Origin of the sequence: Bacillus songklensis (genome assembly GCF_042649685.1) — a bacterium.
GTDB classification, from domain to species: Bacteria; Bacillota; Bacilli; order Bacillales; family Bacillaceae_H; genus Bacillus_BA; species Bacillus_BA songklensis.
Genome location: NZ_JBHRZT010000052.1, coordinates 343,815 through 364,780 on the forward strand (window position 1 = coordinate 343,815; position 20,966 = coordinate 364,780).

16 protein-coding genes and 1 other annotated feature are annotated in these 20,966 nt (G+C 39.9%); of the genes, 11 read left to right on the top strand and 5 right to left on the bottom strand.

The features are described 5' to 3' along the window. Positions 1 to 203 precede the first annotated feature (203 nt). The gene (gene trpS / locus ACFOU2_RS13045) at positions 204 to 1,193 is read right to left on the bottom strand and encodes a tryptophan--tRNA ligase (RefSeq protein WP_377916390.1); all 990 of its coding nucleotides are present in this window, start codon (positions 1,191 to 1,193) and stop codon (positions 204 to 206) included. 71 nt (positions 1,194 to 1,264) lie between these two features. Beyond that, positions 1,265 to 1,494 (bottom strand) — a binding site (T-box leader). A 576-nt stretch (positions 1,495 to 2,070) separates the two neighbouring features. Here trpS and ACFOU2_RS13050 point away from each other — a divergent pair. The 7 genes from ACFOU2_RS13050 to ACFOU2_RS13080 all read left to right on the top strand — a co-directional run bounded on the left by ACFOU2_RS13050 (position 2,071) and on the right by ACFOU2_RS13080 (position 10,657). Beyond that, positions 2,071 to 3,723, top strand: coding sequence for a peptide ABC transporter substrate-binding protein (locus ACFOU2_RS13050; protein ID WP_377915794.1), 1,653 nt, complete (start codon positions 2,071 to 2,073; stop codon positions 3,721 to 3,723). 119 nt (positions 3,724 to 3,842) lie between these two features. After that, on the top strand, positions 3,843 to 4,778 hold the full coding sequence (locus tag ACFOU2_RS13055; protein ID WP_377915796.1) for an ABC transporter permease: 936 nt from the start codon (positions 3,843 to 3,845) through the stop codon (positions 4,776 to 4,778). A gap of 3 nt (positions 4,779 to 4,781) precedes the next feature. Further along, positions 4,782 to 5,699 carry an ABC transporter permease gene (locus tag ACFOU2_RS13060; protein WP_377915798.1) on the top strand — a complete coding sequence of 306 codons (918 nt, stop codon included), beginning with the start codon at positions 4,782 to 4,784 and terminating at the stop codon, positions 5,697 to 5,699. 15 nt (positions 5,700 to 5,714) lie between these two features. Next, the gene (locus ACFOU2_RS13065) at positions 5,715 to 6,782 is read left to right on the top strand and encodes an ABC transporter ATP-binding protein (RefSeq protein WP_377915800.1); all 1,068 of its coding nucleotides are present in this window, start codon (positions 5,715 to 5,717) and stop codon (positions 6,780 to 6,782) included. A 1-nt stretch (position 6,783) separates the two neighbouring features. Next, a complete protein-coding gene (locus ACFOU2_RS13070) occupies positions 6,784 to 7,722 on the top strand; it encodes an ABC transporter ATP-binding protein (RefSeq protein WP_377915802.1) in 939 nt (312 codons plus the stop codon). 810 nt (positions 7,723 to 8,532) lie between these two features. Beyond that, on the top strand, positions 8,533 to 10,290 hold the full coding sequence (locus ACFOU2_RS13075; RefSeq protein ID WP_377915804.1) for an alkaline phosphatase D family protein: 1,758 nt from the start codon (positions 8,533 to 8,535) through the stop codon (positions 10,288 to 10,290). Positions 10,291 to 10,474: 184 nt separating this feature from the next. Then, positions 10,475 to 10,657, top strand: coding sequence for a twin-arginine translocase TatA/TatE family subunit (locus ACFOU2_RS13080; RefSeq protein WP_377915806.1), 183 nt, complete (start codon positions 10,475 to 10,477; stop codon positions 10,655 to 10,657). Between the two features lie 118 nt (positions 10,658 to 10,775). On the opposite strand, the gene ACFOU2_RS13085 is transcribed toward ACFOU2_RS13080, so the two are convergent. Continuing rightward, positions 10,776 to 10,958 (bottom strand): hypothetical protein, encoded by a 183-nt coding sequence (locus ACFOU2_RS13085; protein WP_377915808.1) that lies wholly within the window; start codon positions 10,956 to 10,958, stop codon positions 10,776 to 10,778. 229 nt (positions 10,959 to 11,187) lie between these two features. Between ACFOU2_RS13085 and ACFOU2_RS13090 the strand changes: the two genes are divergently transcribed. Further along, the gene (locus ACFOU2_RS13090; RefSeq protein ID WP_377915810.1) at positions 11,188 to 11,763 is read left to right on the top strand and encodes a GNAT family N-acetyltransferase; all 576 of its coding nucleotides are present in this window, start codon (positions 11,188 to 11,190) and stop codon (positions 11,761 to 11,763) included. A gap of 138 nt (positions 11,764 to 11,901) precedes the next feature. Here ACFOU2_RS13090 and ACFOU2_RS13095 read toward each other — a convergent pair whose 3' ends face one another. Together ACFOU2_RS13095 and ACFOU2_RS13100 are read right to left on the bottom strand one after the other, a co-directional pair. Further along, positions 11,902 to 14,958 (bottom strand): efflux RND transporter permease subunit, encoded by a 3,057-nt coding sequence (locus tag ACFOU2_RS13095; protein WP_377915812.1) that lies wholly within the window; start codon positions 14,956 to 14,958, stop codon positions 11,902 to 11,904. A 3-nt stretch (positions 14,959 to 14,961) separates the two neighbouring features. Next, the gene (locus ACFOU2_RS13100; RefSeq protein ID WP_377915814.1) at positions 14,962 to 16,170 is read right to left on the bottom strand and encodes an efflux RND transporter periplasmic adaptor subunit; all 1,209 of its coding nucleotides are present in this window, start codon (positions 16,168 to 16,170) and stop codon (positions 14,962 to 14,964) included. Between the two features lie 355 nt (positions 16,171 to 16,525). On the opposite strand from ACFOU2_RS13100, the gene spxA reads away from it, so the two are divergent. Next, positions 16,526 to 16,927 (top strand): transcriptional regulator SpxA, encoded by a 402-nt coding sequence (spxA, locus tag ACFOU2_RS13105; protein WP_377915816.1) that lies wholly within the window; start codon positions 16,526 to 16,528, stop codon positions 16,925 to 16,927. A 216-nt stretch (positions 16,928 to 17,143) separates the two neighbouring features. On the opposite strand, the gene ACFOU2_RS13110 is transcribed toward spxA, so the two are convergent. Then, complete coding sequence (locus ACFOU2_RS13110) at positions 17,144 to 17,818, bottom strand: TerC family protein (RefSeq protein ID WP_377915818.1); 675 nt, start codon at positions 17,816 to 17,818, stop codon at positions 17,144 to 17,146. A gap of 326 nt (positions 17,819 to 18,144) precedes the next feature. Here ACFOU2_RS13110 and mecA point away from each other — a divergent pair, with 326 nt between their 5' ends. Both mecA and cls read left to right on the top strand, forming a co-directional pair. Continuing rightward, positions 18,145 to 18,822, top strand: a complete 678-nt coding sequence (gene mecA, locus ACFOU2_RS13115) for an adaptor protein MecA (RefSeq protein ID WP_377915820.1) — start codon at positions 18,145 to 18,147, stop codon at positions 18,820 to 18,822. A gap of 597 nt (positions 18,823 to 19,419) precedes the next feature. Continuing rightward, positions 19,420 to 20,937, top strand: coding sequence for a cardiolipin synthase (gene cls / locus ACFOU2_RS13120; protein ID WP_377915822.1), 1,518 nt, complete (start codon positions 19,420 to 19,422; stop codon positions 20,935 to 20,937). The last annotated feature ends 29 nt before the right edge of the window (positions 20,938 to 20,966 follow it).

Here is a 20,966-nt window from a genome sequence, read left to right on the forward strand (position 1 = left end):
TGCGTGGGGTGACTCAAAAGGGGCGATTTTTCTCCTTTTGAGTCACCCCCTTTTTTTATTACCCAGGTTAGCCTATTATTGAATTTGAGCTCATTTAAAGGAAAGGGACATTTCGAACGAATGGGCCCAAAATAGTAAATGGCAACCTTGTTCTTTAATATAGGCTTTTAGTTAAGAAGAAAGGATAAACGAACCCTTTCTTCTTATTTTTTACGGCCTAAGCCCATTGCATTTTTCATTTTACGGAGCATTTTGCTTGCCGTTTGGTTGGCACGTTCTGCACCTTCATCTAAGATATCATCCAGTTGTGTAGAATCAATCAGCTCATAATAAGTCTCTTGAATTGGAGCAAGGGCATTTACCACTACTTCTGCTACATCCGTTTTAAACTCTCCGTAGCCTTTCCCTTCATACATTGCTTCAATTTCTTCTATCGATTTGTTACCAAGGATAGAGTAGATACCTAGTAAGTTGGAGACACCCGGCTTGTTTTCCTTGTCGAAGCGAACAATTCCTTCTGAGTCTGTTACGGCACTCTTGATTTTCTTTTCAATTGTTTTGGCATCATCAAGCATGGTAATGAACGCCTTTTGATTCGGATCGGATTTACTCATCTTTTTCATTGGATCCTGCAGCGACATGATACGGGCGCCGACTTTTGGAATACGCACTTCAGGGATTGTAAAAATATCGTTATATTTTTTGTTAAAACGTTCCGCAAGGTCGCGCGTTAACTCAAGATGTTGTTTTTGATCTTCTCCAACAGGAACGATATCTGTACCATACAGTAAAATATCAGCGGCCATTAATGGCGGGTATGTTAATAAACCGGCGGATACTGCTTCTTTGCCTGCTGACTTATCTTTAAATTGTGTCATGCGTTCAAGTTCGCCAATATAAGCAACGCATTGAAGCAACCATCCCGCTTCTGTATGAGCGGGAACTTCGGATTGAATGAACAATGTAGATTTGGCAGGATCAATTCCTACTGCTACATAAAGTGCCGCCAAACTGCGAATGTTTTTACGAAGTTGTAAGCGGTCTTGAGGAACGGTAATCGCGTGTTCATCAACAATGCAAAAGTAACAGTTGTAATCATTTTGCAACTCTACAAACTGTTTCATCGCTCCAATGTAGTTTCCAAGTGTAATCGTACCGCTTGGCTGAATACCAGAAAAAATCGTTTGCATGATTATCATCCTTTCATCATTTTTATTTCAATAAAATGTTTAGAAAATAAAAGGTCCATTCGTCTCCTAAAAAGTTTAGGGACGAATGGACCGCGTTACCACCCTAGTTATTTTGAATTAATCTCAAAATCGCTCTGTTCATGCCTGCGCAAAAGCATGAGTTTCGTTAACGCCGAAAACACGTTCAAGCATTTTACTTGAAAGCTCCAAAGCCCATTCCATACAGATGAATGTTTGTTTTCACCATCCACAAACTCTCTGAGAAATCATCATCATATGTACTCTTCTTCTTCATTGCTTCTTTATAATGGTTTCTAAATCTTATTATATCGCTGCAAAATGAAAATGCAACATTATCACATTAAAGTATTAATATACAAAAAAAATATATTTTCAAAATCGACAAAATATGATATATTTTTCAAAATATTATTGCAATATCTATCACAAAAGGATTTTTGTGCAAGTGGAGAAGACATTCAGGTCTAATTCACTAGAAATTCACTAGAAAATACATCTAAGAATTAGTATTGCAATAAATTTTTAAACTATTTATAATAAACAGTAACAAATAAATTTTTTACAAATTATTTACACTTCCTTAACTTTTCAGAAAAAACTTAAAAGTAATATTTGTAATAAGAAAGATATCTTCTCCATTTGATACATATGTTTATAGAGCGGGAGAACATATTCAGTGGTCGAATCAAGTGTAGAGGGTGATCTTTTTTATGCATCACTTTCTTTTAGTAGTCTATCAAATAAAATTTTCTGATAATTCTACAAATAAAGATAGTTTTTTTAATTGAAAAAGTTAATGGGTGTAAGAAAGTGAAAAGTTTATTTAAGTTACAACTCAACTATTTTAGGGGGTAAAGAAATGAGGAAAAGATTAGCAACTTTGTTCAGCTTGCTTCTAGTATTCTCTCTTTTCTTGTCTGCGTGCGGTTTCAATAAAGAGACTGCAAGCCCAGGCGAAAAAGAAGGCGGAAGCAAAGGCGGCGATTCTGCTGCAAAGCAAGAACTTCGTGTAAATATCAAGACTGAGCCATTCTCATTACATCCAGGATTGGCAAACGATTCAGTATCTTCTAACGTGTTATTACAAACTTTTGAAGGCTTAACTCGTATCAACAAAGACGGGAAACCTGAAAATGCGATGGCAGAAGATGTACAAGTAAGTGAAAATGGTGCCAAGTATACATTTAAAATCCGTCAAGATGCAAAATGGTCTAACGGTGATCCTGTAACTGCAAAGGACTTTGAATATGCTTGGAAATGGGCATTAGATCCAGCCCATGAATCTCAATATGCTTATCAGCTTTACTATATTAAAGGTGCACAAGCAGCAAATGAGAAAAAAGGATCTCTTGATCAAGTAGGCATTAAAGTGGTTGACGATAAAACTTTAGAGGTAACTCTTGAAAACCCAACTCCGTTTTTCTTAGAGTTAACAGCATTCTATACGTACTTCCCTGTTAACAGCAAAATTGCGCAAGCAAATGAAAAATGGTATACAAATGCCGGTGAAAACTATACTTCTAACGGACCATTCAAAATGGTTGAATGGGCGCATAACAATAAAATCATCCTTGAGAAAAACGAAAACTACTGGGATAAAGACAGCGTAAAACTTGAGAAAATCGATATGGCAATGGTTAACGAAAATAACACCGAGTTATCGATGTATCAAAACGGCGAGTTAGACTGGGCTGGTATGCCGACAGGTCAATTGCCAGTTGAAGCAATTCCACAGTTGCAATCCGATAAGACGTTAAAAATCCAACCAATTGCAGGTGTTTATTGGTATAAAATTAACACTGAAGCGAAGCCGATGGATAATCTAAATCTTCGCAAAGCATTAGCTTATGCAATCGATCGTAAAGGTATTACTGAAAACATTACAAAAGACGGTTCAATTCCGGCGATGGCAAACGTACCGCCAACTATGTTCCCTGAGAACGAAAAAGGCTATTTTAAAGATAATGATGTAAAAAAAGCAAAAGAATATTTGCAAAAAGCTCTTGATGAAATGGGCTTAAAAGATGTTTCCGAATTGCCAGAAATCAAACTTTCCTATAACACGGATGACAAGCATGCGAAAATTGCACAGGCAGTTCAAGATATGTGGAAGAAAAATTTAGGCATCAATGTGAAGCTTGAGAATACCGAATGGGCAGTTTATATTGACAAGTTACACAAAGGTAACTACCAAATCGGTCGTTTAGGCTGGTTAGGTGATTTTAATGATCCGATTAACTTCTTAGAGCTTTACCGTGAAAAAGAAGGCGGAAATAATGATACAAACTGGGAAGATCCAGAATACAAACAGTTGTTGCTTGATTCAGCAAAACAACAAGATCCTCAAAAACGTGAAGAAATGTTGAAAAAAGCTGAAGAAATCTTAATTAGAGATATGCCAATCATTCCAATCTACTTCTATACAAATGCTTGGGTACAAGTAGACAACTTAAAAGGTGTAGTAGTATCTGGTCTTGGTGATGTTCAATTCAAATGGGCTTATTTTGAATAAAATAAATACCTATAATATTTAAAAAACACACTGATTAACTAAGGAAAGGTATATGGGGAAATCCCCATATACTTTTCTTTCTGATAAGCTACATTTGTTAAATTATGGGGGTGTTATTTATGCTTAAATACATTGGTAAACGTTTGCTGTATATGCTTCTCTCGTTATTCTTAATTATTACAGCAACGTTTTTCTTAATGAGAGCAGCTCCGGGAGGGCCTTTTACCTCAGAGAAACAGCTGCCGCCGGAAATCGAGAAAAACTTGAATGCATATTACGGATTGGATCAACCTTGGTATCAGCAATATGGCGACTATCTTGTTTCAATCGCTCAGTGGGATTTCGGCCCATCATTTAAATATAAAGGACAAACAGTCAATGACTTAATTAACGATGGCTTCCCTGTATCCTTTATGTTAGGTATGGAAGCAATTCTTCTAGCGGTTGCCATTGGCATCTTACTGGGCGTAATTGCAGCATTGAATCATAACAAATGGCAAGATTATACGGCTATGATTATTGCGGTTCTCGGAATTTCGGTACCCAGCTTTATTATGGCGGCTGCCCTGCAATACTTTTTAGCTATGAAACTAGGTTTGTTCCCGGTTGCACGCTGGGAATCATGGGCTCATACGGTTTTGCCGGCCCTGGCTCTTGCTTCAACGCCAATGGCGTTTATCGCCCGGCTAACGCGTTCGAGCATGCTTGAAGTGTTAAGCAATGATTATATTAAAACAGCTAAAGCAAAAGGGCTAAGCAGACCGGTTATTACGGTTAAACATGCGGTCCGCAATGCAATGCTGCCTGTTGTCTCTTATCTTGGTCCTTTAGCTGCCGGCGTTTTAACAGGTAGTTTCGTTATCGAGAAAATTTTCGGGATTCCCGGATTAGGATCTCATTTCGTTTTAAGTATTTCAAACCGTGACTATACAACAATCATGGGTGTAACGGTGTTTTACAGTATTTTGTTGCTTTTATGTATTCTGCTTGTAGACATCGCATACGGATTGATTGATCCACGAATTAAGCTAGCAGGCGGAAAGAAAGGAGAGTAACAGATGCAGCGAATTTCAAAAGAAATGTTTCAGCCCGCAACGATTGATCTTAAGGAAGCAGAAAGAATTTCAAAGCCCAGTCTTTCATTTTGGAAAGACGTTACAATGCGTTTTCGTGAGAACAAATTAGCGATGTTTGGTGTTGTACTGCTTGTCTTGCTCGTCTTTATGGCGATTTTTGGTCCCATGATGACTAAGTTTGATTATGCAACCAATGATTTGATGAGTTCTAACCAGGCACCTTCGGAAAAGCACTGGTTTGGTACAGATGAATTGGGCCGGGATGTATTTGCCCGTACTTGGGTGGGTGCCCGCATCTCCTTATTCATCGGTTTATCAGCGGCACTCATCGACTTATTTATCGGGGTTATATGGGGAAGCATTGCCGGCTACCGCGGCGGTCGCACGGATGAAGCAATGATGCGCTTTGCCGACATTTTATGGGGCGTACCCTATTTATTGCTTGTTATCTTATTAATGGTTGTACTGGACCAAGGTCTGGGAACGATGATTTTAGCAATGACCATTACAGGCTGGATTAACATGGCACGTATTGTCCGCGGACAAGTTTTACAGTTGAAAAACCAAGAGTATGTATTGGCATCCCAAACACTGGGGGCAGATACAAAGCGAATTTTATTTAAACACTTAATTCCAAATGCAATGGGTCCTATTCTAGTTACGATGACATTGACCATTCCAAATGCCATCTTTACTGAAGCGTTCTTGAGTTATTTAGGATTAGGGGTACCTGCCCCATTAGCAAGCTGGGGAACAATGGCATCTGAAGGTTTGCCGGCATTGCAGTACTATCCATGGCGCTTATTCTTCCCGGCAACATTTATCTGTTTAACAATTTTCGCATTTAACGTAATCGGTGATGGTTTACGTGACGCATTAGATCCAAGATTGCGTAAATAAGGGAGTGAGAAAGAGATGGAGCGTTTATTACAAGTCAATGATTTGGAAGTTACATTCCAAACATATGCTGGAGAGGTAAAAGCGGTTCGCGGTGTAAACTTTCACTTGAATAAAGGAGAAACACTTGCGATTGTGGGCGAATCTGGATCGGGAAAAAGTGTAACTTCGCAAACCATCATGCGCTTAATTCCAATGCCTCCTGGTAAAATCACGAATGGTCAAATCATTTTCAACGGTCAGGACCTTGTGCAAAAGACGGATAAAGAAATGGAACACATTCGCGGTAAAGATATCGGGATGATTTTCCAGGATCCGATGACATCGTTAAACCCGACGATGAAGGTTGGACAGCAAATTATGGAGGTGCTGATTAAACATCAAAATATGTCTAAGGCAAGTGCCAAAGATCGTGCAATAGAATTATTGAAATTAGTTGGAATCCCAATGGCGGAAAAGCGTGTGAATCAATATCCTCATGAATTTTCAGGCGGTATGAGACAACGGGTTATGATCGCGATTGCGCTCGCTTCCAATCCGAAGCTGTTAATTGCGGATGAGCCGACAACTGCTTTGGATGTAACGATTCAAGCACAAATTCTTGAGTTAATGAAAGAGCTTCAGAAAAAAATGGGCACGTCCATTATTTTCATCACACATGATTTAGGTGTTGTTGCAAATGTCGCGGATCGCGTAGCCGTGATGTATGCAGGACAAATAGTTGAAATGGGAACAGTCGATGAAATTTTCTATAACCCTAAACATCCTTACACATGGGGATTATTGGCGTCTATGCCTAGTCTGGATCATGATACAAAAGAAGAGCTTGCGGCAATCCCTGGCTCGCCTCCTGACTTAACAAATCCTCCAAAAGGCGATGCGTTTGCGCCGCGTAACCCGTATGCGATGAAAATCGACTTTGAGCAAGAACCGCCAATGTTTAGAGTATCAGATACACATTATGCTAAAACATGGCTGCTGCACCCTGATGCTCCAAAGGTAGAACCGCCGGAATCAGTAAAACGCCGTATGCGTCAGTTGGCAACTTCTTATGCGAAACCTGTTTTGGCAAAGGACGGTGAATAAGATGGCAGAACGCCAAAAGTTACTTGAAATCAGAGATTTAAAGCAACACTTTAATACCGGAAAAGGCAATGTTATTAAAGCGGTAGATGGTCTGACCTTCGACATCTTCAAGGGAGAAACTCTCGGTCTTGTAGGAGAGTCAGGCTGCGGTAAATCCACGACAGGCCGTACCATCATTGGCTTGTATAATGCTACTTCCGGAGAAGTGATTTTTGACGGTGAAAATGTCCATGGAAAAAAATCAAAAGCGGATCGCAAAAAGTTCAATCGCAAAATGCAAATGATTTTCCAGGATCCTTATGCATCGTTAAACCCCCGTATGACAGTGGCTGACATTATCGCAGAGGGGATTGATATTCACGGTCTTGCCAAATCGAAAGAAGAGCGTATGGGTCGAGTATACGAACTTCTAGAAACAGTAGGCTTAAACCGTGAACATGCAAACCGCTATCCGCATGAGTTCTCTGGCGGTCAGCGTCAGCGTATCGGAATTGCACGGGCATTAGCGGTTGAGCCTGATTTCATCATCGCTGATGAACCAATTTCGGCCCTTGATGTTTCCATTCAAGCGCAGGTTGTTAACTTAATGAAGATGCTCCAGCGCGAGAGAGGACTCACGTATTTATTCATCGCCCATGATTTATCAATGGTGAAATATATTAGTGATCGTATCGGTGTTATGTATCGTGGTCATATTGTGGAACTAGCGGAAAGCGATGAATTGTATCGTAACCCGATTCACCCTTATACAAAGGCGCTGCTTTCAGCCATTCCGCAACCGGATCCAGATTCAGAGCGTACTCGTGTTCGTCAAATCTATGATCCAAGTATTCATAATTATGCTGGTGAAGAGCCGGTATTACGCGAAATAACACCAGGGCATTTTGTCTCATGCTCGGAAGCTGAATTTGCCCAGTACAAGGCCGAGAATAAGAAATAAAAGAAAAACGATCTCGCAGGAGGTCGTTTTTTTATATCTATTTTACGGTAGTGCTTTAGTGAGTTAATAGAATTATAATTGGTTTCATAGTTAAATACTATTGTTAAAATTCATAAAATTATATAAAAAATTTGTGGAAAGGCTCAATTCCGTTGTTATGAGGCTTAGGTGCAACAACTCTATCAAGCCTGGTCATCCAGGTATCATCGCATGTTCTTTAACAGGTCATGCTGGTTCTATGTCTCTATTATCTGATTTTTATATCAGAAGCGGAAACTTTTTGTTTTGTTACATTTCTTTAAAGAAAATATTAAGAAAATCAGGGCATAAGAACCATAAATTTTAGGATATTTTGTCAATGTTCAAAAGAATGCGAGCCTCTCTTTCATTCAGTTCTTATATATAAATCCACATAAATCATTTGACATAAATAAAAAGGATTTATGTCAAATGATTTATGCATAAGCGGCTGCCAATCTCCCTTACGGGCTCTTGCCAGCCGCTTATACGAAGACCTTTGTAAGCTCATTCAAGATGAAAAAACAGAAAGGCGCAAATAGAAGAATGACCGGTAACATCATCTATCGCTTGTTATCCTGTTTATGTTTCTTTGTTTGAGCATCCTGAATAGACTCAAAAGGTTATGTGGATTCATATAACTCCATTTTCTGTTACTTTAAAAGTCCTGTTAAAAAATTCCTACTTTCTCTCGGTGTATATTTTTACCTTTACATGTATTTACAATCGATTAACAAAGCGTACTTATAATGGGCTATGGAGTAAATATTTGATTCATGAGGGGGAAAAAAAATGGTTGATGAAAGACCATTGGATGAATGGATTAAGAAATTGAATAAGGATAGCTTTCAAAATAACAGGTTTGATCGCCGCAGCTTTCTTCAGGGAGCCGGTAAAATTGCCGGACTTTCGCTTGGCTTGGCGATCGCCCAGTCAATGGGAGTGGGGACATCTGCGGTTAAAGCTGCCCCGAGTTTTCAAAACTATCCGTTTACGCTTGGTGTTGCCTCCGGCGATCCGCTTTCCGACAGTGTTGTATTGTGGACAAGACTGGCACCAGATCCGCTTAATGGCGGAGGAATGCCGCAACACACGGTACCGGTTCAATGGGAGATTGCTAAAGACGAACATTTTAATCAAGTTGTACAACGGGGAACTGAATTAGCAACACCGGAGCTTGCACATTCTGTTCATGTAGAAGTAGATGGATTAGAAGCGAACCAGATTTATTATTACCGATTTAAATGCGGCTATGAACTAAGCTCGGTAGGAAAAACAAAAACACTTCCAGCAAACGGTGCAAACATCGCCAGCATGACATTTGCCTTTGCTTCCTGTCAGCAATATGAACACGGTTACTATACGGCTTATGAGCATATGGCTAAAGAAGAACTCGACCTCGTCTTCCATTTAGGTGACTATATTTATGAATATGGACCGAATGAATATGTTGCCTCAACCGGTAATGTTCGTACCCATAGCAGTCCGGAAATTATTACGCTTGAAGATTACCGAAACCGTCATGCGCAATATCGTTCAGATGCGAATCTGAAGGCTGCCCATGCTGCGTTTCCGTGGGTAGTAACATGGGACGACCATGAAGTCGAAAATAACTATGCAAATGTCATTCCTGAAAAGGGTCAGTCTGTTGAAGCATTTATCAAACGCCGCGCGGCTGCCTATCAAGCTTATTACGAGCACATGCCGCTCCGCAGAACATCTTTGCCGCATGGTGCTGATATGAAATTATACCGCGATTTCTCTTATGGTAATTTAGCTTCTTTCTATGTGCTTGATACCCGCCAATACCGTGATGATCAGGCGAATGGTGACGGGACGAAAGCACATACGGCAGAATCCCTAAATCCAAACCGCACCACTCTTGGAAAAGAGCAGGAGGCATGGTTGCTTAGCAATCTCGGTAATTCAAAGTCTCACTGGAATGTACTCGCCCAACAAATTTTCTTTGCACAGCGGAAGTTTGGAACAGATACAACACCTACATACAGCATGGATTCCTGGGACGGCTATCCGGCCGCACGCCAGCGCATCACAGACTTTGCTGACAGCAAAAACATCAATAATATGATTGTTCTTACCGGAGATGTTCATGCAAACTGGGCATCAAATGTAATGACTGACTTTAATAATCCAAACTCTAAAATCATAGGGGCAGAGTTTGTGGGAACTTCTATTACTTCCGGCGGCAACGGAGCCGATAAGAGAGCAGATACTGACCGCATCTTAGGTCGAAATCCAAATCTCAAATTCTTTAACGATTACCGTGGTTATGTCCGCTGTACAGTCACACCGGAACAATGGCAAGCCGATTATCTTGTTGTTCCATTTGTTACAGAGCCAGGTGCCGCCATTTCTACGAGAGCTTCATTTGTTTACAAAAAAGACGGCAAGGGGCTGATAGAAGTAGCGGCCAATGAGGTTCCGCAGGGTATTGCGATTTCAAGTGAAGTAGAAGAAGACCGCAACCGTGCACATAGCCGCGCCCATGAAAAGCAAATGGAGAAAAAACGAGAAAAGGTAAAGAATTAATATGAATGGATTAAAGGCTGCCTTCCGTTGAATAAAGTACCCAGGAGGCATGCGAATGGGGGATATTCATCAAAAAGACCATGGAATTCACTGATTTAGGAGACTTTCATTAAAAGGCCGGTCAGGTGAATTAATGATCCGGCTAAAAGGAACACATTTACATATGCTGAAAGGAGTGGATACCATGTTTCAAAATATCGGTGTACCTGGATTAATCCTAATTCTAATTATTGCCTTAATCATATTTGGTCCATCCAAGCTGCCTGAAATTGGACGTGCTTTTGGCAGTACGTTAAGAGAATTTAAAAACTCTACTAAAGATTTAATTTCTTCAGATGAGAAAGAAGAAAAGGCACAATCTAAGTAATGGGAAGAAGAAGGTGACTCAAGAGGAGGATTTTGAGTCACCCCCCTCAAAATAGACCGTTATGTAAACTCAGTAATACCAAGGGTTTCGGTTGACGGCCCATTAAGAGTAATTTTCTCTACTTTCTTCCCCCCACTTGTTTCCATCCTGCCTGAGTGCGGGCAGAACGGTCAAAAAACTTATTTTTCTGTTTTCCCCCAAAAATATTTTCCCCGATTCCATTCAGTATAGCGCCCATCAATGCTGTAATACCAATGATCAAAATAGCCAGTAAAACAAAATCGAACGCAAATGCTCCCATTTTATCAACCCCATCTGTTTGTTTACCTTTATTGTAAGTGAAATGAGCAGGCAAAAAAAGGAGTTAATTTTTAATTATTCAGAAAAAAAGGTTTTACTGTGTCAAATTAGGGGTAAAGAAAAAGTGCGTATGCTGTGCGTTAGAAAAAGAGCGATGGGAGATAGTAAAAATGGAGTTATGTTTTCTTTTCCCTGGCCTCTTTTTAAATAAACCTTTTGAGGAGGAAGAAATGAGCTGGTACGAAAAACTGAGTCAATATTTTCCGATTGAAGAGATGAAATCGAAGGAGCATATTGAAGCACTCTTAAGAGAACGAGGAGATATTTACCATAAAGATGAAGGTCCCTATCATGTATTGATGTATGTCGAAACGGATGATTTTGTATTCATTGATTATTTATTTGTGTCCAAACAATCAAGAGGGCAGGGACTTGGTCATCAATTAATCGAGAAACTTAAGGAAAAAGGCAAACCGATCATTCTGGAAGTGGAGCCAGTTGATTATGAGGATAGTGATACGGAAAAAAGATTGCGTTTTTATAAACGAGAAGGCTTTGAACATGCCCGGTCCATCGGCTATCGTCGGCGCTCGCTAGCGACAAACGAAATTAATCAAATGGAAATTTTATATTGGTCGCCAACGGAAGAGAGTGAAGAGAACATCTTCGAGGGGATGAAAAGAACATACGAAATGATTCACACATATAAGGATAGGAAATGGTACGGGGAATCTTACCAGCCTGTGGAGAAGGTTTTGACGCTCGATGAAAGCCGTGATGAAGGGGATATATTGGCTGATATTTAGAGAAGGCTTTGAGCTGTTTCTGTAATTAAAAAATGAAGAAAGACTTTTCACTAAAATGAATGGTTATGGAACCTTCGAATTTTAAGGAATTCCAAATGACGGTTCATTTTTAGGAGGCTGATTGAGGAGACATGTTCTTTATGTCTCCTCAATCAGCCTCTTTTCCTGCCTTCTTCTTTCAACTAAATAATAAACGGCTGGGATAAAGATGAGGGTAATGAGTGTCGCCAAACTCAATCCAAAGACGATGACAATCGCCATCGGCTGTTGCACTTCCGTTCCTTCCCCGAATCCAAGCGTTAACGGAATGAGCCCTAGAATGGTCGTTAATGTTGTCATTAAAATCGGCCGTAGCCTTGTCGGTCCCGCAATTAAGATGGCTTCTTTCAATTCATATCCTTCTTGTTTCAATTGCTGTAAATAATCGATCAACACAATGGCATTATTTACGACAATCCCTGTCAAAATAAGGAGCCCCACTAAAGAACCGACCCCAAGCGGTTCTCCTGTAATTAACAGTCCCAACACAACACCGATAATGGTTAATGGAACAGAAAACATAATAATAAACGGATAGAGAAATGATTCGAATTGACCGGCCATGACCATATAGACAAGCACCACGGCAAGAGCCAAGGCGAGTGACAGTTTATAGAAAGCATCGTTCATCTGTTCGTTTTGACCGCCGAATGTAATTTTATATCGGTTGTTCGGCAGCGAAATGTTCTCTTTTAAGGCCTCATCGATTTCTTCTGTCACCGTTCCTAGATCCCGATTTAAAATGTCTGCTTGTACTGTAATTTCACGCAATCGATTCGTTCTTACGATTTGGGAAGGGCCTTGTCCCCTGGAAATGTCGGCAACTGCTTGTAAAGGGACGGTGGCTCCAGTCGGTGATTTAATCAGCAAGTTTTGCAAACTGGAGATAGAAGATGTAAAGCGCCCTTCCACTAGAAGGCGAATGTCCAGTTCTTCTCCGTTACGTGCAAGTCTGCTGGCGACGACCCCTTTTGTTGCATCGTTGATGGAAGAAGTAACTTGAGCACTGCCAATTCCATATTGAGCTGCTTTTTCACGATCAATATCTACAACAATCTCTGGATTTTCTGTTTCGTAATTGGATTTTGGCTCACGCACCCCGTCGATTTTTGAGATGAGCGCCACAGTCTCGTTAGCAATTTGTTCAAGTACCTTCAAATCAGGTCCCGTGATACTAAGAGAGATGGGACTAGTTGAAAAACCGGAATTACTTGCCGAAACAGTTGCCTCAATATTGGGGATATTTTTCAGTTTCTTGCGAATTTCTTCTGCCACTTCAAGATCGGAGCGGGAGCGTTCTCCGGCCGGCTTTAATAAAATACTGTAGTTGGCTTGATTCGTTTGGGAGCCTGCTCCAAAGGAAAAGTTAGCGGCTCCGCCCACTTTGACATAAAGTAAATCAACTTCCTTAATACCTTTGATTTCGTTATTGATTTCTTCCGTTTTTTTATAGGTGGCATCCAAGGAACTTCCTTCAGGCAGTTTAGCCGTGATGGACACAAAACCTTGATCCTGTGCAGGTAAAAATTCTGTCCCGATAAAAGGAATTCCTGTCAATGATAGAAGGAGGACACTGACTACAATCATGATGGTCTTTTTCGGATGGTTTAGGACTGTAACAAGCAATGCTTTATATCGCCTTACTATAGTTTCAAATATCGTCCCTGATGTTTCTTTCTTTTCTTGGACTTTTAAAAACAACGATGACAACAGCGGTACGATAATGAGAGCGGTAAATAATGAAGCAAGAAGCGAAAAAGAAACGACAAAGGCAAGCGGTTTAAATAATTGGGCAGCCAATCCTTCTACGAATACAATGGGCAAAAAAACAATGACGGTTGTTAATGTAGAAGCAATGATGGCTGTCCCCACTTCTTTTGTCCCTTTAATCGCTGCTTCCTTTAAAGACATCCCGAGCTGTTGTGATCGATAAATATTTTCTAAAATGACAATGGCATTATCGACCATCATCCCGATTCCCAATGCCAGTCCTCCAAGCGTCAACAAGTTTAATGTTTGACCGCTGAAATACATAAATACAAAAGTCGTCACAATGGACAATGGAATCGCGAAACTGATGATAAGTGTACTTCGAATGTTTCGTAAAAATAAATATAAAATGCCCGCTGCAAGTCCGCTCCCAACAAGCATATTAGATGAGACAGCAGAAATCGACTGATTAATAAATCGGCTCTGATCAAAGATGACATCTATTTTGACATTGTCCGGTAACAACTTGTTGGTTTCATCCAGCTTCTTTTCAATTTTTTTGGCAACCTCCATTGTATTGGAGCCGGATTGTTTTAAAATGGATATTCCAATTGCGTCTTTTCCATTCAAATAACTTAGTTGGGTTGTTTCCTCATCTGTTTCTTGAATATCCGCAATATTTTTTAATAATAAAACACCCGAGTTGGTCGGTATTGGCAGGGAGGCTACATCATCGATCGATTCAAATTGTCCGGTTACACGAATAGGCAGGTTTTGATTTTGATCCCGTATGTTTCCTGCCGGCAAGTTGATGTTTTCAGATTCGATTATTTGCTGCAGCTGTTGGGTGGTCAGGCCATAAGAAGCGAGCTTTTCCGGATCCAAATTCACTTGTATTTCATGATCGGCACCGCCTTCGATTGAAACAGAAGCTACATCATCAATTCCATCAAGACGCGGCTTAATGTCCTCTTCTACTATTCTTTTTAGAGTGGAGAACTTTTCATTTTCCGCAGTGACAGCCAATTGCAAGATAGGTAAATCACTCGGATCAAAACGCATGACTAGTGGAGCAGGTGCTTGCTTTGGCAAAAATTCACGTGCTGCATCAATTTTTTCCCTCATTTTTAAGGCGGCAAAATCCATATCTGTTCCCCAGTTGAAGGAAACAAGAATGAGCAATCCTCCGTTTCTTGAGAAGGAAGTAACGCTTTCCACGTTAGGAATTGTCCCCACGGCGTTTTCAAGTGGCTTTGCCAATAAGTTTTCGATTTCTTGAGGACCAGCTCCCTCATAAGTAGCCGTCACGGCGGCTATAGGAAAAGTAAGCTCAGGAAACAAGTCCACGGTCATATTTTTGACACTGACGCCCCCAAGAATTAGGATTAATAAAATGACCATTCCCATGGCAATGGGTCTGACGACAGAAAGTTTGATGATTTTCATCATTTATTCACTCTTTCTTTCTTGAATCGCATCTCCGTTTTTTAAGCGTTCTTGTCCATCAACAACGATTTTATCCCCATTTTCCAAGCCTTCTAACACTTGAAATACCCCATCGCTTTCAAATCCTAATGAAACAGGTGTTTTGACTGCCTTTTTATTTTCCACAGTAAATACATATGGCTCATTTTTTTCATATAAAACCGCACTGGAGGGGATTGCGAGTACATCTTTTAAAGAACGGACGGTAACCGTTGCCGTAGCTTTCATTCCTCCTTTAATGAACTGCTTTTCATTGGAAATGGGAATTTGTACGGTAAACAAGCCTGTTTGTGGATTGGCTGTCGGTGAAACACTGGTAATTTGTGCTTGAAATTCTTGTTCTACTCCATCAAATGTTACTATTCCTTTATTTCCCTTGTTGAGTTGGGATACAACATAGCTATTTACTTGAAAGGTCGAATTGATTTGTCTTTGATCAATAACGGTGACAACAGGCGTGTTGGGAGGCGTAATTCCATTCTCTACAACGCTTACTTCAGATACCATCCCATCGATAGGAGATGTGATTCTCGTCGCGTGTACTAATTTTTCTGCCTGATTGACGGCTTCATTGGCTTGTTGCTGTTGTTGCTTCAACTGTGGCAGCATATTCTGGGCAGATTGAAATTGCGTCAATGTTTGTTGGGCAAGTCGTGCTTGCTTTAATACAATATCTAGACTATCTTTGAGGACATCAGAAGGAGCGAGTTCTCCCGCTTGTACTTGATTTAATTGCTGCTCCGCTTCTTTTAGTGCTTTATCGAGCTCTTGTTGATTTTTGTAAAGGCTGTCTTTCTTGCTGTTGAGAGCTTGGGGTGCCGATTCCGCCTTGGCGACCGCTTCGTTAATGAAGGAGGCGGCTTTCTTGGCGCTCTTCAGCTGCTGGACTCCTGTGCTTTCATCCAGCGAAAGGAGCAAATCTCCTTTTTCGACTGTGTCTCCCGCTTTTTTATGTATTTTTTTAACGGTTAAAGGCGCAGGGGAGAACAGTGGAATTTGTTTGGCCGGGATTGCGATACCTGAAAGCTTTACCGTATTGCTTAAATCTTCCCGTTGAACCTTCTCGGTCTTTACAGGAATTTCTTTATTTTCCAGGTCTTCAGTCGTGATCTCTTTCGGTCCGCATGCGGTGATTAATAAAAGGAGAGCGAGCGGTGTTAAAGGCTTTTTCATAGTTGTCACCCCGTTTAATGAATTGAAAGAATACTTCGTCTCGGGAAGCGAAAAAAAATAAAAATTTATGAAACAAAATAAGAGGTTTATTCGTAGTATAACCGTGGTACATAAATATTGAGAATTTATTACATAGAAGGCAGAAATAAATTTTTTCTGACTTTTAGAAAAATATATCATTCCGATTGAATTTGTAGTATAATACGCAATAGATATTATTTATTTAAATTTATTATAAACTAATATCGATTTTCATTCGCATTGATCAAGCATATATGGTAGTATACAGCAATTATGATGCTGTTCCTATTTTCGATATGTTATGAACTTATTTAAAAGAGGAGTGAAGGTTTAAATGGTAACTTTATATACATCTCCTAGTTGTACTTCTTGTCGCAAAGCGAAAGCGTGGTTAGAAGAGAATGACATTCCATATACAGAACGTAATATTTTTTCAGAGCCTCTTTCTATTGATGAAATTAAAGAGATCTTGCGCATGACTGAGGATGGAACGGATGAGATTATTTCTACCCGTTCTAAAACGTTCCAAAAACTAGATGTACAGCTTGATATGATGCCGCTGCAAGATTTATATGAATTAATTCAACAAAATCCGGGTCTTTTACGTCGACCAATTATTATAGATGAAAAGCGTCTTCAAGTAGGATATAACGAAGACGAAATTCGCCGTTTCTTACCACGTAAAGTTCGTACGTTCCAATTGCGTGAAGCACAGCGATTAGTCAATGCTAATTAATGAAAAAGGGAGCAATCAACGCTCCCTTTTTTCATATTTAAAGGCAATTAAGCATCTATGGTCCAGCAAAAAGCCTTGTCCAATAAAGACAAGGCTTTTTGCTGGATAAGAATATTTAAATTGCACGTTGAAAGGGTCCAGTTGCGAAAGCCAGGCTGTACAGTCGTTTCACGTCTGCCAACTTCCTGTGTGATTGAACAACCGCCTCGGCTTTTCTTAGCGATAGCTCTCTTTCATACGTACGCGATTGACAATATAGCCGCTCACTAATACAAGGATGACTGTTATGATCGGCACGGCATATAATAATGGAGGATATTGCTCAAGCAAGAAAAATAATCGCTTTTCATGAGTAATCATTTTGCCTGCTGTATAGGCTAAAATTCCAGCTCCGATATATACTAATGAAGGGACTCTTTCCATAAAGTGCAAGATGATTTTACTGCCCCATATGATAATAGGAACAGAAACAAGTAATCCGATTACAACAAGAAGGATATTTCCATGTGCTGCTCCGGCTACAGCGATGACATTATCAAGACCCATGACGATATCCGCAAATACAATCGTTTTGACAGCGGCACCCAACGTAGCTCCCGCTTTGATGTTCGATGTATCATCCTCTTCGTCGACAAGAAGCTTAAAAGCAATCATAATTAATAAAAGTCCGCCAATAAGCTGTAAGAACGGGATAGTCAGTAAATAAACAGCTAAAATAGTCAATATAATACGAACGACAATAGCTAAGCCTGTCCCTAAAAAGATTGCTTTATTGCGCTGCTGTTCAGGAAGATTACGGCTTGCCAGGGCAATGACGATTGCATTATCTCCTCCAAGTACGATGTCAATCCCGATGATAAGCAGGACGGCTGATAGTAGTTCTAAATCCAATGTAAAATCCCCCTAAAATATTACAGTCTAGGTTTTTATATTCACTTTAAGAATATGCTAACATAGACAAGATTATTTTTGGAAATGGCAGGTATCGATTTAAAAAAACGATTTTTTATTTCCCTTCTTATGAATTTTATCATAAAATATAAGTACAAGGTACAGAGAAGTCTTATAGAATTTGTATCTGATGAGTATATTGCTTTACTTTTGGGTAAAGTGAGTATAATATTGCTTACACATGAGGGTAGAGTAGTCCCTTCAGCAGTAGAGGTAATATCCACAACGCATTACCTTAACCGACTTTTAGGAAGGGAGAGAGTTTAATGGATATTGAACGCATTAACGAGAATACGGTTAAATTTTATGTTTCGTATATTGACATAGAAGACCGCGGTTTTGATCGTAATGAAATTTGGTTCAATCGTGAACGCAGTGAAGAGCTGTTTTGGGAAATGATGGATGAAATTCATCAAGAAGAAGAATTCGCGGTAGAAGGACCGCTTTGGATACAAGTACAAGCGCTTGAAAAAGGAATTGAAGTAATTGTCACAAGAGCGCAGCTTTCAAAAGATGGACAGAAATTCGAAGTGCCAATCGGGGAAGATAGAAAAATCGATATTCCGGTTGACGAGCGAATCGAATCCATTTTAGATCAGCAGTTCAATCAGGAAAACGAAGGAGAACTAGAGACAGAAGATGATTCCCTTCAATTTGTCATTCGCTTCCGTGATTTTGAAGATGTGATCTCTCTTAGCCATCGACTCGAGCTTGAGGATGTAAGGAATCAATTGTATTCGTTCGAGGGACGCTATTATTTATATGTTGAGTTTTTTGAAGAAGAAGAACATGAGATGACTCATGACTTAGATAATATTTTGGGCATTTTGCTTGAGTATGGAAACGAGTCGCCGGTGACGATTCATCGTTTACAGGAATACGGAAACGAAATCATGAAGGAAAATGCCCTGACTCAGGTTAAACAATATTTTGCCCAACAATAAAAGCCGATTTCATTTTTGAAATCGGTCTTTGTTTGTTTTTAGAGGAGGGTGTCCCAAAAGTACAAAGAACATACTTTTGGGACACCCTCCTGCGATGGACCGTCATTAAAAATCCAGGAAAATCAAGCATGGCGGTGACGGCCCATCACAGAAAAAATGGATGATTACCGTCATCGGGAGGCTTTTGAGTCAGCCTCATCTAATGCAAAGAACTTTTTCGTCGCTGAGCAAGCTTAAAACAGGTACTTTTCATAAAAGGTCCATTGCATTAAAAATGATCTTATGAAGTTTTAGGGCTAGATCAGTAACACTCTTTCCCGCCTATAAAAAATTAACACAATCTTTAAATAAACATAAAGTTTATTGTGAATAGAAATAGAATGTGGAGGGATTAAAAGTACGAAGGAGAAATGGGGACAGTAAATATATAAATCTACATAAATAATTGAACATGGATAAAAAGCAAAAGGTACTATTAAAAAATGAACGTGGATTCATATAGCTCCCTTTTTATGTCTGACTTTTCATTACATTGACTTAAGCTATAACAGGGTGCCAAAAATTTGAGGAAAGAATTTGGAGATGGGTGAATCGAATGTGAAAAATCGACTACAGCTATTATTGTTTTTATTAGGAATTATGCTTCTTTTATTTTTCACCAGAAATTATTGGACTGGCCAGTGGCTGGGAGCGTTAAGCATTTTAATTACCATTAGTGTCGTGTTTATCGGGTTTGTGATTTCACTGGAAAATCGTCACCCAACTCAGACGTTGACATGGCTGGTCGTGTTAGGCGGTTTTCCAGTGGTAGGATTTTTCTTCTATTTACTGTTTGGACGAAACGTTCGAAAAAGGCGCTTGTTTGAGAAAAAGGCAAAACTTGATGAGCAAGTATTGTTGAAAATAGAAGGAGACCGTGATGTTTTAGATGAACATTTGGAACAAATGGGAGAGCACCAGCGCCACTTGTTCCGTCTGGCTCACCGCCTTGGAAAAAGCCCCGTTTCATTTGCTTCTGAAACACAAGCTTTAACAAATGGGTATGAAACCTTTGATGCGATTTTAGAAGCCCTTCAACATGCGAGACATCACATTAATCTTGAATATTACATTGTGCGTGATGATAATCTCGGGCAACAAATCAAGGAAATCTTAATTAAGAAAGTACAAGAAGGTATATACGTCCGTTTTTTATATGATGCAGTCGGCTGCTGGAACTTGTCTAAGCACTATATCAACGAGCTGCGGGAAGCAGGGGTCGAAATGATTCCGTTCTTGCCTGTCCGTCTTCCTTTCTTTAACAATACCGTGAATTTTCGTAATCACCGTAAAATCATTGTCATTGATGGTACGATAGGATTTGTCGGAGGATTGAACATTGGCGATGAATATTTGGGACATAGCCGCCATTTCGGATTTTGGCGTGATACGCATTTAAAAGTCAGAGGAGAAGCGGTTCGCTCGCTGCAGCTGATTTTCCTTCAAGACTGGTACTATATGACTGGAGAAACATTACTGACACAAACGTATTTGTCACCGGATTTAATCGATATTGATACAGAAAATTGCGGCGGGGTCCAAATGATTGCCGGAGGGCCGGATCGTGAATGGCAAGTGATCAAGCATTTGTTCTTTTCCATGATAACATCGGCAAAAGAATCTATTTGGATTGCGTCTCCGTATTTTATCCCTGATGAAGACATTTTTACGGCACTTAAGGTGGCAGCATTAAGCGGTATTGATGTGCGGCTTCTCGTACCCAAGCGTCCTGATAAGCGCATTGTCTTTTATGCTTCACGCTCATATTTTCCGGAACTGTTAAAAGCCGGTGTCAAAATATACGAATATGAAAAAGGGTTTATGCATAGTAAAATTGTTATCGTAGATAAAGAATTGGCATCCATTGGCACCGCTAATATGGACATGAGAAGTTTTCATTTAAACTTTGAAGTAAATGCTTTCTTGTATCGTACATCCAGTACACAAAAGCTTGTGTACGAATTTATGCAGGACCTGGAGGATTCGGCGGCAATTCGTTTAGAGGACTTTGAAAAGCGTGCTTTTTTCTATCGGTTATTCGAATCGACATCCCGATTATTATCTCCTTTACTATAAGGTGGTGCCTCCAATCAGTGCCTTTACTC

Coding starts and splice junctions, on each gene's coding strand:
- ACFOU2_RS13050 (WP_377915794.1), top strand. CDS start 2,071: ATGAGGAAAAGATTAGCAACTTTGTTCAGCTTGCTTCTAGTATTCTCT.
- ACFOU2_RS13055 (WP_377915796.1), top strand. CDS start 3,843: ATGCTTAAATACATTGGTAAACGTTTGCTGTATATGCTTCTCTCGTTA.
- ACFOU2_RS13060 (WP_377915798.1), top strand. CDS start 4,782: ATGCAGCGAATTTCAAAAGAAATGTTTCAGCCCGCAACGATTGATCTT.
- ACFOU2_RS13065 (WP_377915800.1), top strand. CDS start 5,715: ATGGAGCGTTTATTACAAGTCAATGATTTGGAAGTTACATTCCAAACA.
- ACFOU2_RS13070 (WP_377915802.1), top strand. CDS start 6,784: ATGGCAGAACGCCAAAAGTTACTTGAAATCAGAGATTTAAAGCAACAC.
- ACFOU2_RS13075 (WP_377915804.1), top strand. CDS start 8,533: ATGGTTGATGAAAGACCATTGGATGAATGGATTAAGAAATTGAATAAG.
- ACFOU2_RS13080 (WP_377915806.1), top strand. CDS start 10,475: ATGTTTCAAAATATCGGTGTACCTGGATTAATCCTAATTCTAATTATT.
- ACFOU2_RS13085 (WP_377915808.1), bottom strand. CDS start 10,958: ATGGGAGCATTTGCGTTCGATTTTGTTTTACTGGCTATTTTGATCATT.
- ACFOU2_RS13090 (WP_377915810.1), top strand. CDS start 11,188: ATGAGCTGGTACGAAAAACTGAGTCAATATTTTCCGATTGAAGAGATG.
- ACFOU2_RS13095 (WP_377915812.1), bottom strand. CDS start 14,958: ATGAAAATCATCAAACTTTCTGTCGTCAGACCCATTGCCATGGGAATG.
- ACFOU2_RS13100 (WP_377915814.1), bottom strand. CDS start 16,170: ATGAAAAAGCCTTTAACACCGCTCGCTCTCCTTTTATTAATCACCGCA.
- spxA (WP_377915816.1), top strand. CDS start 16,526: ATGGTAACTTTATATACATCTCCTAGTTGTACTTCTTGTCGCAAAGCG.
- mecA (WP_377915820.1), top strand. CDS start 18,145: ATGGATATTGAACGCATTAACGAGAATACGGTTAAATTTTATGTTTCG.